This is a genomic window from Streptomyces sp. Rer75 (assembly GCF_013414305.1).
In the GTDB taxonomy this organism is placed as follows: domain Bacteria; phylum Actinomycetota; class Actinomycetes; order Streptomycetales; family Streptomycetaceae; genus Streptomyces; species Streptomyces himastatinicus.
Genome location: NZ_CP058693.1, coordinates 1,250,087 through 1,267,551 on the forward strand (window position 1 = coordinate 1,250,087; position 17,465 = coordinate 1,267,551).

The following is a 17,465-nucleotide window of genomic DNA, read 5'->3' on the forward strand; positions in this document are numbered from 1 at the left end:
AGCAGATGCACACTTAACCCATAGGTCACAGAGCGTTTGTGATCACGCAACACCCTTGCGCGAGGCTGTTTTCCATGACTCCTCGAGCGACACACGACCCCCACCCGACCCGGCCCCGTAACCGCTGGCGGCTGCCCACCTGGTGGCGGCGACTACACGGCCACGCCCCGCCGGTGCCGGAATCCTCACCGGAGCCCGCGGACGACGTGCGGACCGATGCGGCCGAGGCCGCGGGCGCCCCGGAGGACTCCACGTGGCGTATACGGACGACCGACCCATCCGCTGGCCGAGGGGACCGTGGACGAGTTCCTGCTGCGCGCCCCCGCCGCCGTACCGGTCGACGAGCTGAAGCGCGCGATCGCCGCCGGGGGCGGCAGCGACACCTGGATCGAGCGCGCCGACACCCACGATCTGGTGGACGCGCCGACCCGGGTGCTGACGCTGGCGACCCGTACCGCGCTGGACGGCGCCGAACTGCCGCTCGCGCTCCGCCAGTTGCTGGGCCGCTGCACCATCCACTCGCTTCCGGCCACCTCGCTCGGCGGCCGTCCGCTGGAGGACACGCCGCCGGTCGAAGGGGTGCTGGAGGAGACCGTGATGCGGCTGCGGGACCCGTCCGGCGGGGCGCTCACCATCGAGCGGCCCCATCTGCCGTTCACCCCGACCGAGTTCGCGCGCGCCCGCGCGCTGGTCGAGCTGGACGCCCGGCTCGGCCCGCGGCTGCCGCACCGCCGCGATGTGCTGACGCTGCCCGAGGGCAACGAGGTCACCGTGCGCCGGGCCGACACCCGGGACCTGGCCGAGGCCCGCGCGATGCACCAGCGGTGCTCGGCCGCCACGCTCGGGCGGCGCTACCACGGCCCGGTCGGCGACGCCGACCGCTACCTGGACCATCTGCTCAGCCCGCGCTATGGCCGGACCCTCGCCGCGTACACCGCCTCCGGGCGGCTGGTCGCGCTCGGCCATCTGCTGTGGGACGGGGACGAGACCGAGGTCGCGCTGATCGTCGAGGACGCGTGGCAGCGCCGCGGCATCGGCGGGGAGCTGCTGCGGCGGCTGGTCGCGATGGCCTCCGAGACGGGCAGCGGCTGCGTCTACGCGGTCACCCACTCGGCCAACACCGGGATGGTCGCGGCGATGCGCGCCCTCGGGCTGCCGCTGGACTACCAGATCGAGCAGGGCACACTCGTGGTCACCGCCGAGCTGGCCCCCGCCCAGGTGCCCGCCCCGGCGCCGGGCAGCGGCCGCTGAGCACCCGGGGCCCGGGGCCGCCGCCCCGGGCCCCGGTCCGGGGTGGTGCGTGTCCTGGCCTCCACCCTCCGGAGGCCACGCAGGCGCATGACATGCCTACGCTGATGACGCCGCACCCCCGGCCGTACGAGGATGGCCCCATGTCCGATTCCATGAACGCTCCGCTGCCCCGACAGGTCGCCGACGCCTACGTCGACGACCTCATCGAACTCGACCCGATCACCGGCACCTACCTGGGCGTTCCCGAGAGCGCACGCCGCCTCCCCGACTTCTCCCCCGCGGGCGCCGAGGCCGCCGCCGAGCTGGCGCGCGCCACCCTGGAGCGGCTGGCCGAGGCCGAGGGGCGGCCCGGTGCGGACAGCGACGCCGAGCGACGCTGCGGGCGGCTGCTGCGGGAGCGGCTGACCGCCGAACTCGCCGTGCACGAGGCGGATGAGCCGCTGCGCGCGGTCAGCAATCTGCACTCGCCACTGCACTCGGTGCGCAGCGTCTTCCCCCTGATGCCGACCGCCTCCGACGAGGACTGGTCGGCGATCGCGGCCCGGCTGCGGGCCGTCCCCGGCGCGCTGGAGGGCTACCGTGCCTCGCTCGCCGAGGGGCTGCGGCGCGAGCTGCCCGCAGGGCCGCGGCAGGTGGCCACGGTCCTCGGCCAGCTGGACGAGTGGATCGGCACCGACCGCAGCTGGTTCGCCGAGTTCACCGCCGAGGGGCCGGACGCGCTGCGCACCGAGCTGGACGAGGCCGCGGCCGCCGCCACCGAGGCGCTGGTCGTCCTCCGCGACTGGCTGCGCGATGTGTACGGCCCGGGCATCGAGGGCGCCCCGGAGGTGGTGGGGCGCGAGCGCTACCAGCGCTGGTCCCGGATGTGGAACGGCACCGATCTGGACCTGGACGAGGCGTACGCGTACGGCTGGTCGGAATACCACCGCATCCACGCCGAGATGCGCACCGAGGCGGAGAAGATCCTGCCCGGCGCGACCCCGTGGGAGGCGCTGCGCCACCTCGACGAGCACGGCGTGCACATCGAGGGCGTCGAGGAGACCCGGGTCTGGCTCCAGGAGCTGATGGACGAGGCCATCGAGCAGCTGGACGGCACCCACTTCGACCTGGCCGAGCGGGTCAAGCGGGTCGAGTCGATGATCGCCCCGCCGGGGAGCGCGGCCGCCCCGTACTACACCCAGCCGTCGGAGGACTTCTCCCGCCCCGGCCGCACCTGGCTGCCCACCATGGGCGAGACCCGCTTCCCCGTGTACGACCTGGTCTCGACCTGGTACCACGAGGGCGTCCCCGGCCACCATCTCCAGCTCGCCCAGTGGGCCCACGTCGCCGACCGGCTCTCCCGCTACCAGGCCACGGTCGGCATGGTCAGCGCCAACGCCGAGGGCTGGGCGCTGTACGCGGAGCGGCTGATGGACGATCTGGGCTATCTGACCGACCCGGAGCGGCGGCTCGGCTACCTCGACGCGCAGATGATGCGGGCGCTGCGGGTGATCGTCGACATCGGCATGCACCTGGAGCTGGAGATCCCCGGCCACTCGCCCTTCCACCCCGGTGAGCGCTGGACGCCGGAGCTGGCGCGGGAGTTCTTCGGGCTGCACTGCGGCCGCCCCGCGGACTTCCTCGACAGCGAGCTGGTGCGCTACCTGGGGATGCCGGGCCAGGCCATCGGCTACAAGCTGGGCGAGCGGGCCTGGCTGACCGGGCGGGAGGCGGCCCGCAAGGCGCACGGCGACGCCTTCGACGCCAAGAAGTGGCACATGGCGGCGCTGTCGCAGGGGTCGCTGGGGCTGGACGACCTGGTGGCGGAGCTGTCCGCGCTCTGACGGGCGGGAAGGGGCGGCCGGCCGTATCGGCAATCGTGTTGTGCCCCGGCCGCCCCGGTTCCTATGGTCCGTTTCATGCGTCCCGTGTTCCTGTTCTCCCGCGATCCGCTGGCACCGCGCCGCGTCGACCCCGAGTTCGCCGAGGAGGCCCGGGCCGTGCGCGCGACCGGGGCGTCCGTCGCGCTGGTCGACCACGAGACCCTGACCGCCGGGGACGCGGCGGGCGCGGTGCGCGCGGTGGCGCGGGGCGAGCGCGGCGCCGGGCCCGTCTGGTACCGCGGCTGGATGCTGCCCGCCGGGCGGTACGCCGAACTGTCCACCGCCCTCGCCGACCGCGGCCACACCCTGCTCACCTCGCCCGAGCGGTACCGCACCGCGCATGAACTCCCCGGCTGGTACGACGTCTTCGCCCCGCTGACCCCGCGCAGCGCCTGGCTGCCGCTGCCGCCCGGCGGGGCGGTGGATCCGGAGGAGCTGGCGCGGCTGGCCGAGCGGCTGGGCGGCGCGGGCCCGGCAGTGGTGAAGGACTGGGTCAAGTCCCGCAAACACGAGTGGTCCGAGGCGTGTTACGTCCCCGACCTCGCCGACACCGCCCGCCTGGCCTCGGTGGTCACCCGCTTCGTGCAGCTGCAAGGCAGCCACCTCACCGGCGGTGTGGTGCTGCGCGCGTACGAGCCGTACCGGCCGGTGGGCGAGGCCCGGGTCTGGTGGCTCGACGGCGAACCCGCCCTCATAGGCCCCCACCCCGACACGCCCGGTCTGACCCCCGCCCCGGACCTGTCCGAGGTGGCCTCCGCAGTCCGCCAACTGGCCTGCCGCTTCATCACCACGGACCTCGCCCTCCACGAGGACGGCCGCTGGCGCGTGGTGGAGGCGGGAGACGCCCAGGTCAGCGGCCTGCCGCGGACCACCGGGGCAAAGCCCCTGTTCACCGCCCTCACCACGGCCGCTGCGCGCTAGGGGGTGTCTTGCCGATCATGCCGGGCTCCCGACGCCTGGCACGGCACCTCGCGGCCCCGCGCTCGTCGCACGCAGCGCCGCTGCGCTCTCCTCACGCGGGTTGCGAGCCACCGCACCAGACGCCGCTCGCTGATCCAGCCTGATCGACAAGACACCCCCTAGCCGCGCCGGCCGAGTACAGTCACGCTGGGCCGCGCGCACCCTCGCCGCGTCCCGGCGAGGAGGGGCCCACGTGGCGTACCAGCAGGGGCACGAGAACGGCCGGTTCGTGCTGCGGAACGGCCGGATGACGCTGCGCGAGCACACGCCCGGGGACGCGGCCGTGATCGCCGACGGCAAGCCCGGCGACCTGGACTGGGTCGACGGCGTCCCCGGCGACGCGTCCATCGGCGCCGCCGGAATGACCGCCCGCGCCGCGGCGGCGGGGTACTACCGCTCACCCTGGGGCACCTTCGCCATCCTGCGCGCCGAGGACAGTGTCGCCCTCGGCAGCATCGGCTTCCACGGCCCGCCCGCCCCCGGCGAGGGCGAGGTGGAGGTCGGCTACGACCTGTCCCACTCGGCGCGCGGCGCGGGCTGGGCCACCGGCGCCCTGCGGCTGCTGATGGAGTGGACCGCGGAACGGCCGGAGGTCCACACCGTCATCGCCACCACCGAGCCGTGGAACATCCCCTCCCAGCGGGTGCTGCTCCGCGCGGACTTCTCGCGCACGGCGGACCGCGGCGACCTGTACGTCTACCAGCGCGCCGCCACAGGGGTCTGAGTCACCCCAGGGCCGCCGTAGCGGTGCGGTGGCGCACCGCCGATCCCTCGCGCCCCTTCACCACCTCCAGCCGTGCCGGGATCCGCTGGCGCAGATCCGCGACATGGCTGACGATGCCGACCGTACGGTCCCGTTCGCGCAGCGAGTCCAGGACGTCCAGCACCTCGTCCAGGGTCTGTTCGTCCAGGCTGCCGAACCCCTCGTCGATGAAGAGCGTGTCGAGCCGGACCCCGCCCGCCTCGTCCGTGACGACATCGGCGAGCCCGAGCGCCAGGGCGAGCGAGGCGAAGAAGGTCTCGCCGCCGGAGAGGGTGGCGGTGTCGCGCTCGCGGCCGGTCCAGGCGTCGATGACGTGCAGCCCGAGCCCGGAGCGGCCGCGGCCGCCCGTCCGGGCGTCGGAGTGCACCAGGGTGTAGCGCCCGGAGGACATGTGCCGCAGCCGCGCGCTGGCCGCGGCCGCCACCTGTTCCAGCCGCGCGGCCAGCACATACGCCTCCAGCCGCATCCGGCGCTCGTTGTCGGCGGAGGTGCCGGCGGCGAGGGTCGCGAGGCGGGCGACCCGGTCGTACTCCTCGCGCAGCGGCGCGAGCCGCCGCGCGTCCTCGACGGCCTGCGCGGAGAGCCCGTCCAGCTCCTGGCAGCGGGTACGGGCCGCCGCGTCGGCCGCCGAGGCGTCGCGCAGGGTGCGGGTGGCCGCGTCCGCGGCGGCCCGCGCCGCGGCGAGGTCGGCGGGGCGCTCCCGCGCCGCGGCGGCGAGCCGCGGATCGGACAGCTCCGCCGCGACGGCCGCCGCCTCCGTCTGCCACTCGTCCAGGCGACGCTGCGCCTCGCGCCGCCGGTCCGCGGAGAGTACGGCGTCGGCCGCCGCCTCCGGCGTGTCGAAGCCCGCGCGGTACGCGGCGTCGGCGAGATGCGCGTCGGCCTCCTTCAGCCGCCGTGCGGCGGCCTCGGCCTCCCGCACCGCCTCGGCCGTCCGCGCCAGCAGCTCCGCCTGCCGCTCCAGCCGCGCCGCGCGCTCGGCCACCGTGGCGTCCCCGCCGCGGGCCTGGTCCAGCTCGGCCAGCAGCGCGGCCCGCTCCCGGACCAGCGCCTCGCGGTGCGACGTACGGCCCGCCGAACGCCGCTCGGCCTCCTGCCGCTGGGCCAGCCGCCGGGCGTGCTCGCCCTCGGCCCGGTCGAGGGCCGCGCGGGCGTCGTGCCCGTCCGCGGCCGCGTCGCGGGCCTCGGCGTACGCGGTGCGCACCTCGGCCAGGGCGCGGTCCAGCGCCTCCACCGTGCCGCCGTCCGCCCCGGCCTCCGCGCCCGCCAGCGCCTCCTTCAACCGCTGCGACCGGCGCTCGGCCTCCTCGCGGCCCGCCTCGGCCCGCTGGTACTCCTCCTCCGCGGCCTCCTCCGCCGTACGGTCCACATGCCCCGCCCCCGGACGCGCCGGGCTCGGATGCTCACACCCGCCACACACCGCGCACGGCTCCCCCGGGCGCAGCCCGGCCGCCAGCTCGGCGGCGATCCCGCGCAGCCGCCGGTCCTTGAGGTCCAGCCAGCCCTCCCGGGCGGCGCCCGCCCGCTCACGACACCGCAACAGCTCCTCCCGCGCCCGCTCCACCAGCGCGGCGAGGCGGTCGCGCTCGCGGGCGGCGTCGAGCCGCCGCTCGGCGGGCTCGATCCGCGCGCCGAGCTGCTCGGCCCGGGTGGCGGCCTCCTGCGCGGCCTCGATGCGCGCCTGATGCGCGAGCCGCACCGACTCCCATCCGGCGAGCCACTGGGCGGCCTCCTCGATGGCCTCGTCATCGGCCCGCGCCTCGCGGTCCAGCTCCGCGATCTCCGTCACCACGGCCCGGGCCCGCTCCTCGCCCCGCCGAGCCGCCGCCAGCGCCCCCAACTCCCCCCGCACCCGCCGCTCCACCAGCCCCAACCACTCGGCCCCAGCCTCGGCCAACGACCCACCGGAGCGCTCCCGCGGCCCGGCCGCGCCCTCCTCGCCGACCGCGAGGCCATCGCCCGCGCCCGGTACCGCACCGCCCGCGTCGGCAGCCTCGGGCCCCGCCTGCCCGACGACGGTCCCGCGCCCGGCGGGCCCGGCCGACGGTCCGTCACCGGACATCCGCGGCGACGCGGCACCTCGCCCGCCCCGCACGGCAGCCCGGTCGTCCGGCGCGGTCTCCCCGGGCGCCACGGCGCCGCGCGCGGGCGGTACGCCGCCCGCACCGGCCGTGTCTCCGGGCTCGGCCGCCTCCGACGACCCGCGCGGGTCGCCGTTCCCATCCCGCCCCGGCATGGGGGCGTCGGGCTCGCCCGATGGGCTGGTGCCGCGTGCGGGCGGCACCGTGGCTGCGGGCTCGGGCCCGGTGGTTCGGGCGTCCTCCCGCGCGTCCGGCTCGGCGGAGGGGCGCTGGGCGGGGACGTGGGCCAGGGCTTCCAGGGCCGGATCGGTGGCCAGGTGGGTGCGGGCCGTGCGTTCGGCGGCGGCGGCGCGTCGGTGGGCGTGGGCGGCGGTGGTGCGGAGGTCCAGGGCGGGTGCCACGGCGTCGGCGGCGCGGGCGCGGTCCAACAGGGCGTGCAGCCGGTCGCGTTCGGCCCGGCGCAGCTCCAGGTCGTCCGCGCGGCGCCGCGCCTCGGCGTGGCGGCGCTGGAGTGCGGCGCGCTCGCTCTCCGCGTCCGCCGCCCGCCGGGCGGCCTCGTGCACGGCTTCGGCGCCGCGCAGCGCCGACGCCGCGATGTCCCGGCGTTCGCGCGCGCCCGCGCGGGCGAGGGCGGCCCACTCCAGGACGGCGTCGGCCAGGCCGGGTTCCCCGGCGGCGGCCTCCGGGAGCGGGTGCGCGTCCAGTTCGGCGGAGCGGCCCGCGGCCTGGGCCATGCGGTGGGCGAGCGCGAGGAGCCGTTCGTCACCGCCGATGACGCGCTTCTCGGCGGCCCGCCGCTGCTCGGCGAGCCGCTCCTCGACGGCGGCGAAGCGGCTGGTGTCGAAGAGCCTGCCCAGCAGCTTGGCCCGGGCCGGTTCGTCCGCGCGGAGGAAGCGGGCGAAGTCGCCCTGCGGCAACAGCACCACCTGGCAGAACTGATCCCGGCTCATGCCCAGCAGCTGTTCGATCTCGGCACCGATCTCCTGGTGCGAGCGGCTGAGCGCCTTCCAGGTGCGGGAGTCCGCATCGTAGGCGCGCAGCAGGCTCTGCGCCTTCTCCCGGGTCACCCCGGTGCCGCGCTTCTTGGGCCGGGGCTGCTCGGGCCGCCGGGTGATCTCCAAGCGCCGTTCGCCGACGGTGAGTTCGAGGACGACCTCGGTCGGGGTCAGCGGGTCGGCGTGGTCGCTGCGCAGGGAGAGGCCGCTGCCCTGCCGGGCGCCGGGCACCTGCCCGTACAGGCCGTAGCAGACGGCGTCGAGGACGGAGGTCTTGCCCGCGCCGGTCGGCCCGTGCAGCAGGAAGAGCCCGGCGGCCGACAGCTCGTCGAAGTCGACGTGCTGGGTGGCGCCGAAGGGGCCGAAGGCGGTGACGGTCAGCCGGTGGAGCCTCATCGCGGGTCCTCCCCTGACGTCCTGACGGCTTCGAGGGCGTCGCCGAGCAGCACGGATTCGCGCGCGTCCGGGCCCCGCCCGCCCCGTACGTGGGCCACGAAGTCCTCGGCGATCTCCCGGTCGGTGCGGCCGCGCAGCCGCTGCGCGTAGGAGGCGAGCGGGTCGTCGGGGGGCCGCTCCGGGTCGAAGACCAGGCTGAGGACGTGCGGGAAGCGGGCCGCGAGCCGGGCCATCGGCTCGTACGGCCGCACCGGGTCGGTCAGCGTCGCCTCGACCCACGCCGTCTCGTGCCGGGCGAGGTCCGGGTCGGCGAGCAGATCCTCCAGCGGCCCCCGGAGGCGGGCCAGCGGGCGCGGTACGGGGCAGTCGACGCGCTCGGCGGCGGCGAGCGCGCCGTCCGCGCCCAGCTCCACGAGCCACATGGACTTGCGGTGCGCGGCCTCGGAGAAGGAGTACGCGAGCGGCGAGCCCGAGTAGCGGATCCGCTCGGTGAGGGTCTGACAGCCGTGCAGATGCCCGAGCGCCACATAGTCGACGCCGTCGAAGACGTCGGCGGGGACGGAGGCGACTCCGCCGACGGTGATGTCCCGTTCGCTGTCGCTGACCGCGCCGCCGGTGACGAAGGCGTGCGCGAGGACGACGGACCGGGTGCCGGGCGGCCGGGTGGCGAGGTCGGCGCGCACCCGGTCCATGGCGGCGCCGAGGACCGCAGGGTGTCCGGCGGCGGGCGCGTCCAACGTCTCGCGCACCAGGCCGGGTTCGAGGTACGGCAGACCGTAGAAGGCCACGTCGCCGTGGCGGTCGGCGAGGACGACGGGGGTGCCGCACCCGGCGGGGTCGGTGCGCAGATGGATCCCGGCCCGCTCGATGAGCCCGGCGCCGACGCCCAGCCGCCGGGGCGAGTCATGGTTGCCGGAGATCATGACGGTCGGTACGCCGAGGTCGGCGAGCCGGTGCAGGGCGTCGTCGAACAGCTCGACGGCGGCCAGCGGCGGTACGGCCCGGTCGTAGACGTCCCCCGCGACGAGGACGGCGTCCACCTCCCGCTCCCGGACGGTCGCGACGAGGTGGTCGAGGAACTCCCGCTGCGCCGCGAGCAGGCTGACGCGGTGGAAGGACCGTCCGAGGTGCCAGTCGGAGGTGTGCAGAATTCTCAACGATCGACTCCGACCCGCACGCTTGTCCTTCCTCCACCCCGGTGATCAGCAACGCGCCCGTACCGGATCAGCGATACGGGCACCGACCACGTTAACCGCGATCGGTGCCCGGGTCCGCACGGACCTCGCTTTTGTACCCGTGTGTCCCTGTGTTACGTGCGCGTCTCGCCCCAGCGGTGGTCGTCGAAGAGGTCGACGCCCTCGGGGTAGCCGGTGCCGTAGCCCGTGCCGTAGCCATCGCCGTAGCCGTGGCTGTCGCCGTAGCCGTCGTGGTGGCCGTCCACCGGGCGGGGGTCGAGGTAGTACCACTCGGCCGTGGGGCCGGGACCGGCGGACGGGTCGGCCATCTGTTCCGGACCGCTGGGCAGGGGCCCGGCGAACGGGTCGCCGGACCACGCGCCGGTCGCTGCCGCCGCCTCCGGCTGCCGCACGGGCTCCTTGGCCGCCTTGGGCGCGTTCAGCTCGTTCGGCATCAGCAGTTCCACCCGTACGCCGGGGGTGGCCCGCTTCTGTGCGACGAACTCCTCGACCTGGTTGCGGCAGGCGTGATCCAGGTGGGTGACGCCCATCAGATCGAGCCGGATCCGCTCCTTCCCGGAGGCGCCGACGGCTTCGAGCGCGTCGATGAGCTTCGGCAGCCGCAGGAAGGTGGCGTTGCCCTTCATGACGACCTTGGCGCTGTCGCCCTCGATGATGTGCTCGACGGAGGTCTGCGACATCCGCAGCGCGGCCAGCACGATTCCGGCCGCGAGCCCGATCAGCACGCCTTCGAGCAGCGCGGTGGCGACGATGGCGAGCGTGGTGAGGGTCATCACGATGAACTCGCCGCGGTCCTGGTGCCACATCTTCGGGAACTGCTCGGGGGCGAGCAGCTTCCAGCCGCTGTGCACGAGGACACCGGCCAGCACCGAGATCGGGATCAGGGCGAGGACGCTGGGCAGCAGCAGGGCGAAGGCGAGCAGCCACAGGCCGTGCAGCGTGCGGGAGAGCCGGGTCTTGGCGCCGGACTGGACGTTGGCCGAGCTGCGCGCGACGACGGCGGTCATGGGGAGCGAGCCGAGGATGCCGCAGATCGTGTTGCCGGCGCCCTGGGCGATCAGCTCGCTGTTGTACTGGGTGCGCTTGCCGTCGTGCATCCGGTCGACGGCGGCGGCCGTGAACAGGCTCTCCGCCGAGGCGATGACGGTGAAGGTGACGATGGCGGTGAGGATCGCGGGGTCGGCGAGCCCGGCGAACTGCTCGGGGCCCGGAACCTGGATGGCGGCCAGCAGATTGCCGACCTGGAGCGTCTTCACCTCGACGCCGGGGAGCGCGGCGATGCCGATGCCGAGACCGACGGCGACCAGCGCGGCGGGGATCTTGTTGACGGGCCCCGGCACCTTCTTCCAGACGAAGCTGAGGACGACCGTGGCGATGCCGAGCCCGGCGGCGATGGCCGCCTGCGGGTTCGCCAGGGTGTCGGCGACGAGTCCGGGGAAGGCGAGCATGTTCTCGATGGGCGTGCCGGGGGCCTTGTTGTCGGCCAGCGGATACGACTGGCTGACCATCAGCGGCAGGCCGATACCGGCGAGCATGCCCTGCACGACGGCGACCGAGGTGGCCTGGAACATCCGGCCGAGGCGGATCAGCCCCAGCGCGATCTGGAGGATTCCGGCGCCCAGCACGATCACGCCGAGCATGGCGATGCCCTGCGCCTCCACCGTCTCGGCGACGAGCGCGGCGAGTCCCGCGGCGGGCCCGCTCACCTGGAGGGTGCTGCCCGGGGTCATGCCGACGACGAGGCCGCCGATCACACCGGTGATGATGCCGAGTTCGGCGGGGGCGCCCGAGGCGACGGCGACGCCGATGCACAGGGGCAGGGCCACCAGGAAGACCACGAGCGAGGCGCTGATCTCGGTACCGAGGTTCACCCCGGCGGCCTTGCCGCCCTTGGGAAAGAGCCCCTTGGCGTCGCGCCCTCCGGTCCCGCCCTCCGCACCGGCACCCGTGCGGGTGCCGGGTTCCGCCCCGGTGGCGGGGCCAGCACCGGCCCCGCCACCGGGTGTCTTAACCATCCCTTTCAACGTGTCGAACGTTTCCGTAGCCGGCCCGCTTCCGTCGTCCGGCGTGTGGGCCGGGGCGTACGCCGGACTGTGGGCCGGGGCCGGGGCCGGGCTTTGAGCCGCCCAATCATCGACGTATAGCGGGGGCCCGGCCGCTTCCGTGGGGGCCCGGCCTCGTGCATGCCGTCCCGTCGTCATGAGTGCACCCGGAAGTCGCCGTCCGCTTCGAGTTCCCACAACTCGGCGCTGTCGACTTGGTAGAACCAGCCGTGCAGCCGCAGTTGACCATTTTCCAATCGGCGCCGGGCGGCCGGGTATTCCCTGAGCGCATCGAGCTGATTACGGACATTCAGCTGGGCCAATTCCTTCAGGCACGGGTCCTCTTCGGTGGAACCGAGCTTCGGGGTCAACCCGGGCCGGGCGACGTCGAGCCAGGCGCCGACCCCGGGCATCCGGGACAGATCCGCCCCGGAGGCCAGCGCCCCCATGGCGCCGCAGTGCGAATGACCGCAGACGATGACGTCCTGGACGCCCAGCACCTCCAGCGCGTATTCAATGGTGGCGACCTCGCCGGAGACCAGGTGCATACCGTGCGGCGGAACGATGTTTCCCGCGTTGCGCAGCTCGAATATCTCACCGGGCCGGGCCCCCGTGATGAGCGCCGGAATCACACGGGAATCCGCGCAAGTAATGAAGAGGGCCTGTGGAGATTGCCCGTCGGCCAGTTTCCGGTATTCGCCGCTGTCGAAATCGGCCCGGCTCCGGAACGAGCGGGCGTGTTCGAGGAGAGTCTGCATCGTGCCTCCCTGACGGGTGATTGCCACCAGATGCCATTCACCGTAAGGAGGCATGTGTCAGGCGAGGGCTAAACGAACACTAGAGCATTGCAAGTTCTTCGCCAATATTCGGGGCCGCACTCGCAACATTACAAAAACCGGGACGCGGATCCGGCGCTGCGGTAGACAGGACCCATGACCGTACGAGCACTGCTGATCGAGGACGACGAGACGATCGCCGAGCCCCTCGTTGAGGGGTTACGGCGATACGGGCTGGCGGCCAGTCATGTCGGCACCGGTGCCGCCGGGCTGGAAGGGCCGTACGGGGACATCGTTCTGCTCGACCTGGGACTGCCGGACATGGACGGCATCGACGTCTGCCGCGGCATCCGGCGGGTCTCCGACGTACCCATCATCATGCTCACCGCGCGCGGTGAGGAGGCCGACCGGGTACTCGGACTGGAACTGGGAGCGGACGACTATTTGGCGAAACCATTCAGCATGCGGGAGCTGATCGCCCGCATCCGCGCCGTCACCCGTCGCACCCAGCGCACCGAGACCGCACCCACCGTCCCCGCGGCGGCCGCCCCCACCGCCACTCCTCCCCCACCGGTCTTCGAACCGGAACCCACCCCGGCCCCGGCCCCGACGCCCGTCCAGCACCAGACGCTGGAGGGCCAGGAGCCGCTGATCGTGGACCGCAGGACCCGGCAGGTGTGGGTCGGCGGCACCGCGGTCGCCCTCACCCCGAAGGAGTTCGAGCTGCTGGCCCTGCTCACCGAGGACCCCGGCGCCGTGTATTCGCGTCAGCAGATCCTCGACCGGGTGTGGGATCCGCACTTCCACGGGCCGACCAAGACCCTGGACGTGCACATCGCCACCCTGCGCCGCAAGCTCGGCGACCCTGCCTGGATCCAGACCCTGCGCGGCGTCGGCTTCCGCCTCGCCGTGCACACCGGTGTTCCGGAGGCCGCCCGGCCGTGACCCGTCGTCTGCTGCTCGGCTATCTGAGCCTCGCCGTCCTGGTTCTGCTGTGTTTCGAGATCCCGCTCGGCTACATCTACAGCCGTTCCGAGAAGGAGCGGGTCATCTCCGCGGCCGAGGACGAGGCCGAGTCGGTGTCCGCGTACGCCTCGCTGTCCATCATGGCGGGCCGGCAGGAGCGTGAACTTCCGACGCGGGTCAGGCACTGCGCCGAGCGCATCGGCGGCGAGGTGCTCATCGTGGCCGCCGACGGCAGAGTGCTCGCCACCTCCCATCCGCTGCCCGCCGAGGAGGGGCGGGACATCACGTCCCGGCCCGAGATCGCGGCGGCGCTGGGGGGCCGTGACGCGGTCGACGTACGGACCTCCACCATCGGCGGCGTCAGCTATCTCTCGATCGCCCTTCCCGTCTCGCACGGGAACCAGCTCCAGGGCGCCGTGCGGCTCACCGTCCCCACCGACGCGGTGCACTCCAAGGTGCACCGGGCATGGCTGCTGCTGGCCCTGGCCGGGCTGGCGATCCTCACCGGGGCCGCCGCGGTGTCCCTGGTCTTCGCCCGCTGGACCAGCCGTCCCATCGTGGAGCTGGAGCGCTTCGCGCACCGGCTGGCCGACGGCAAGGCCCCCACGCCCGCCCCGGCGACCTCCGGACCGCCCGAGGTACGCAGCCTGGCGGCCACCTTCAACCAGACCGCCGCCCGGCTGGCCCATCTGCTGGAGGCCCAGCGCGCGTTCGCGGCCGAGGCGTCCCACCAGCTCAAGACGCCGCTCGCGGCGCTGCGGCTGCGCCTGGACAACATGGAATCCGACGTCCCCGAGCACGCCCGCCCCCAACTCATCGCCGCGACGACCGAGACGGACCGGCTGGCCCGCATGGTCGAAGGGCTGCTGGCGATGGCCCGGATGGAGGAGGGCGCCGTGACCCCGGAGCCGATCGACCTGGACGAGCTGTGCAGGGAGCGGCTGCGCACCTGGACCCCGCTGTTCCAGAAGCACCACGCCCAACTCGTCCTGCGCGGCCTCCCCGTCGGCTACGCCCTCGCGGTGCCCGGCGCCGTGGAACAGATCCTGGACAACCTGCTCTCCAACGCGCTGCGGTCATCGCCGCTGGGCAGCACCGTCACCCTCGACGTCCGCCACCCGGCGCCGGACCGCCGCCATCTGCACCGGGACGGCCGCCCCACCTGGGTCGAGGTGCACGTCATCGACCAGGGTCCGGGCATGACCGCGGAGCAGCGCCGCCGTGCCTTCGACCGCTTCTGGCGGGCCCCCGACTCCCCCAAGGGCGGCACCGGCCTCGGCCTCTCGCTGGTCCAGCGGCTGGCCCACGCCAGCGGCGGCGAGGCCACGCTGAACGCGGCACCCGGCAGCGGACTGGACGCCGCGGTCCGGCTGCGGTCCCCGGCCCGGTCCGGTGGTGGCCCGGGACGCCCGGCCAGAATGCACCTGCGCCGCAAGCCCGTCGTCCCGGAGCCCACCGCCCAGACCCCGGTCTGAGCGGGCCCGGCGGGACCTTGCGGACACGCCCGAGGGCGTGTCCGTAAGATCGCGCGCCCTAGGGAGCCTCTTCGTATGCCTCGCCGCCCAGTTCCAGCCCGGCCGTCCCCGCGGTGGCGTCCGCGAGCCAGCCGCGGAAGGCCGCCACGTCCGCCTCGGGCAGCCCCACCTCGATGGTCACCGCCTCCGCGTACCGGACGTCCCGTACCACCCGGCCCGTCGCGCGCAGGTCGTTCTCCAGTTTCCCGCCCGCTCCGCCGTGACGCCCAGCGCGTCGAGCGCCTCAGCCCGCCCGCGCCGAGCTTCACGCCCCCGAAGTAGCGGGTGACCACAGCCACCACGTACCGCATCTCCCGGCGCACCAGCATCTGGAGCATCGGTACGCCCGCGGTGCCGCCCGGCTCGCCGTCGTCGCTCGCCTTCTGTACGTCGCCGTCGGCGCCGATGACGTAGGCGTAGCAGTTGTGGTTGGCGGTGGGGTGTTCCTTGCGGACGCGCTGGATGACCTCCTGGGCCTCCTGCTCGGTCGCGGCGGGCGCGAGCGTGCAGAGGAAGCGGGACTTGTTGATCTCGACCTCGTGCACGTCTTCGCGCGCGACCGTCCGGTACTGCTCCTGCATCCGGTCAGCCTACGCTGCGGCTTCTTCGTCAGCGGTGGCCAGGAGTGCGGCGTGGGTCGCCGCGGTGAGCACCGCCGCGGCGAGGACCCATGAGACCCAGTTGCCCGGGTTGGGCAGCCACTGCCTGCCCAGCGCGACCGGGTAGATGACCGCCGCGTAGCCGGCGGGGACGGTGTGGCGCACGATCCCCTTTCTGGCGGCGCCGAGAAAGAGGGGCGGCGCCAGCAGCCCGGCGGTGAACACCACGCCCACGACCCACAGCGCGCGGTGCCGCCGGCTGGTGTACATGGGGGTGGTGGAGGACGCGGCGGCGGGGAATGGGTTCACGTTCACCTCTCGGCGGTCGGTGTACGGGTCATGGGCGTGGACACGGATCGATCATTTGGCCGATTTCTCACTCCCCGAACTCCAGTTCCGATGAAATGTTCGAGGGAGTCGCTAACCGCCCGGTTCGGAGCGGAGACAGCTGAGTGCGCGCCGCGCGCTCGCGGCTCCGATTCCCTCCAGATCGCGCAACTGCTGGGCGGAGAGACTGGACAACCGTTCGACACTGTCGACACCGGCGCGCAGCAAGGTGTTGGCCAGCCGATGCCCGAATCTGTCATGTCCCAGTACGTCGAAGAGTTCGCCGCCCTCGCATGAACAACCGGCCTCCCGGTCCAGCGTCCCCGGCCCCTTTTCCCGTACGCGGCACGCGGAGCACACATCGATCACCTGGCCATCCCGGAGGGTCCTGGCCCAGCTCAGCGGGACCATAGCCGCTCGCGCCGCGCTCACGGTGTCGGTCGCGTCGGATGTACAAGTGGCGCCACAGATGTCACATCGAATGGTGATCGAATGACTCATGTGAGCATGATGGCAGACGAGGCGCCAACCGACTTTGCACACCGATACTTTGCGACGCCTCGGCCCCCCACAGCATTCCCCGGATCTCGCGCGTCCCACCCCTGAAACCGTGGTACTCGGCGAAATGCTGCCCACCGGCACATGCGTTTCTCACGGTGCCTTCATTACAAATGCGACTGTTACAGCGGCCAGACGGGTGAAAACGTGAGCCGACAGTGGACAGCGCAGAGTCCGGGGGGATGCGCGCGCTGGGCGTAGGAAGCGTGAGGAAGCGTCTCAATTCCCTCGGATGAGGCGGACGAGACACACCACGCTTCAGCGGTCACACCCCCTTGATTCCTGCCGGGTGCTGTCACGGAGCCCTGACCGGGGCTCACTTGACCGACAACGGGAACGGCTGGGTGATGACGATCAACGCCACTGGGGACGGTACGGCCGACGCGAAGGGCCACCGGAAGCGTGGATGGCGCGTGTCCGCGGCCGTGGGCCTGGCGGCGGTGCTGACCGGCGGGGGGATCGTGGCGTTGCAGGCGACCGGATCACCCGCGCCCGGCGGCCGCTCGGCGCCCGCGGCGAACGTCGCCTCGCACACCGGACCGCTGACGTCGAAGGAGACCCGGGAGGCGTCCCGGATCGCCGTCGGGGCCACCGGTGGGCAGCAGCCCACGCCCGAGGGCGAGAAGAAGGACACCCAGGGCAGGAAGGCCGGGGGCGGGGAGAAGAACGCCGCGGGCGGTTCGGGCGCCGAGGTGCTGGACACCCGCCGTCCGCCGCGCCCCAAGTCGGCCGCCTCCGCCCCCGACAGCGAGGCCGAGGTCCAGCTGTACGACTACGCCTCCGACACCCTGATCACCCGGCTCGTCGATCTGCGCTCCGGCAAGGTCGTCCGCTCGACCCGTCAGCAGGAGGTCCAGCCGCCGCCCACGTCGGCCGAGGTCCGGCAGGCGGTGAAGGTCATCCTGGCCGACCGCCGTCTCGGGGACGGGATGCGCGCCTCCTACCGGGCGGAGACGAAGAAGCGGCTGACCTCGCCGTCCCAACTGCTGATCCAGGGCATGTCGTTCCTCGGGTCCCGTGCCGAGGGAGTGAAGGGCGCCGAGCAGGTGTCGCAGTGCGGCACCCACCGGTGCGTCCAGCTCTTCGTGCGCATTCCGGGCGGTAAGTGGATCGACACCAGCAGGATCGTCATCGATCTCTCGGCCGGGCGCACCGCCGTCATCGGCCTGTGAGGGGAGC

The 17,465-nt window shown here is 73.6% G+C and carries 12 protein-coding genes and 2 pseudogenes; 7 read left to right on the plus strand and 7 right to left on the minus strand.

Annotated features, from left to right (window positions below):
* Nucleotides 1-74 precede the first annotated feature (74 nt).
* The 4 genes and pseudogenes from HYQ63_RS04765 to HYQ63_RS04780 all read left to right on the plus strand — a co-directional run bounded on the left by HYQ63_RS04765 (nt 75) and on the right by HYQ63_RS04780 (nt 4,797).
* Nucleotides 75-1,251, plus strand: a pseudogene (locus tag HYQ63_RS04765) (N-acetyltransferase family protein).
* Between the two features lie 140 nt (nt 1,252-1,391).
* Nucleotides 1,392-3,074 carry a DUF885 domain-containing protein gene (locus HYQ63_RS04770; RefSeq protein ID WP_179932668.1) on the plus strand — a complete coding sequence of 561 codons (1,683 nt, stop codon included), beginning with the start codon at nt 1,392-1,394 and terminating at the stop codon, nt 3,072-3,074.
* 75 nt (nt 3,075-3,149) lie between these two features.
* Entirely contained in the window at nt 3,150-4,034 is an 885-nt protein-coding gene (locus tag HYQ63_RS04775; RefSeq protein ID WP_179932669.1) for an ATP-grasp domain-containing protein, read from the plus strand.
* 232 nt (nt 4,035-4,266) lie between these two features.
* Entirely contained in the window at nt 4,267-4,797 is a 531-nt protein-coding gene (locus HYQ63_RS04780) for a GNAT family N-acetyltransferase (protein ID WP_257231614.1), read from the plus strand.
* Between the two features lies 1 nt (nt 4,798).
* On the opposite strand, the gene HYQ63_RS04785 is transcribed toward HYQ63_RS04780, so the two are convergent.
* From HYQ63_RS04785 to HYQ63_RS04800, 4 genes are all read right to left on the minus strand, one after another.
* Nucleotides 4,799-8,308 carry an AAA family ATPase gene (locus tag HYQ63_RS04785; protein WP_179932670.1) on the minus strand — a complete coding sequence of 1,170 codons (3,510 nt, stop codon included), beginning with the start codon at nt 8,306-8,308 and terminating at the stop codon, nt 4,799-4,801.
* Nucleotides 8,305-9,465, minus strand: a complete 1,161-nt coding sequence (locus tag HYQ63_RS04790) for an exonuclease SbcCD subunit D (protein ID WP_179932671.1) — start codon at nt 9,463-9,465, stop codon at nt 8,305-8,307. Before HYQ63_RS04790 ends, HYQ63_RS04785 begins: the two co-directional genes overlap by 4 nt.
* Nucleotides 9,466-9,617: 152 nt before the next feature.
* Nucleotides 9,618-11,519 (minus strand): SulP family inorganic anion transporter, encoded by a 1,902-nt coding sequence (locus tag HYQ63_RS04795; RefSeq protein WP_257231615.1) that lies wholly within the window; start codon nt 11,517-11,519, stop codon nt 9,618-9,620.
* A 182-nt stretch (nt 11,520-11,701) separates the two neighbouring features.
* Entirely contained in the window at nt 11,702-12,304 is a 603-nt protein-coding gene (locus HYQ63_RS04800; RefSeq protein ID WP_179932672.1) for a carbonic anhydrase, read from the minus strand.
* 174 nt (nt 12,305-12,478) lie between these two features.
* Between HYQ63_RS04800 and HYQ63_RS04805 the strand changes: the two genes are divergently transcribed.
* Both HYQ63_RS04805 and HYQ63_RS04810 read left to right on the plus strand, forming a co-directional pair.
* Nucleotides 12,479-13,267 carry a response regulator transcription factor gene (locus tag HYQ63_RS04805; protein ID WP_179932673.1) on the plus strand — a complete coding sequence of 263 codons (789 nt, stop codon included), beginning with the start codon at nt 12,479-12,481 and terminating at the stop codon, nt 13,265-13,267.
* Nucleotides 13,264-14,763 carry an ATP-binding protein gene (locus tag HYQ63_RS04810; protein WP_179932674.1) on the plus strand — a complete coding sequence of 500 codons (1,500 nt, stop codon included), beginning with the start codon at nt 13,264-13,266 and terminating at the stop codon, nt 14,761-14,763. Before HYQ63_RS04805 ends, HYQ63_RS04810 begins: the two co-directional genes overlap by 4 nt.
* 58 nt (nt 14,764-14,821) lie before the next feature.
* Here HYQ63_RS04810 and HYQ63_RS04815 read toward each other — a convergent pair.
* The 3 genes and pseudogenes from HYQ63_RS04815 to HYQ63_RS45860 form a co-directional block, all read right to left on the minus strand.
* Nucleotides 14,822-15,383, minus strand: a pseudogene (locus tag HYQ63_RS04815) (YigZ family protein).
* Nucleotides 15,384-15,392: 9 nt separating this feature from the next.
* Nucleotides 15,393-15,710, minus strand: a complete 318-nt coding sequence (locus HYQ63_RS04820) for a hypothetical protein (RefSeq protein ID WP_257231616.1) — start codon at nt 15,708-15,710, stop codon at nt 15,393-15,395.
* A 111-nt stretch (nt 15,711-15,821) separates the two neighbouring features.
* Nucleotides 15,822-16,229 (minus strand): helix-hairpin-helix domain-containing protein, encoded by a 408-nt coding sequence (locus HYQ63_RS45860; protein WP_179932675.1) that lies wholly within the window; start codon nt 16,227-16,229, stop codon nt 15,822-15,824.
* 377 nt (nt 16,230-16,606) lie between these two features.
* On the opposite strand from HYQ63_RS45860, the gene HYQ63_RS04830 reads away from it, so the two are divergent.
* A complete protein-coding gene (locus HYQ63_RS04830; RefSeq protein ID WP_179932676.1) occupies nt 16,607-17,458 on the plus strand; it encodes a hypothetical protein in 852 nt (283 codons plus the stop codon).
* Nucleotides 17,459-17,465: the final 7 nt, after the last annotated feature.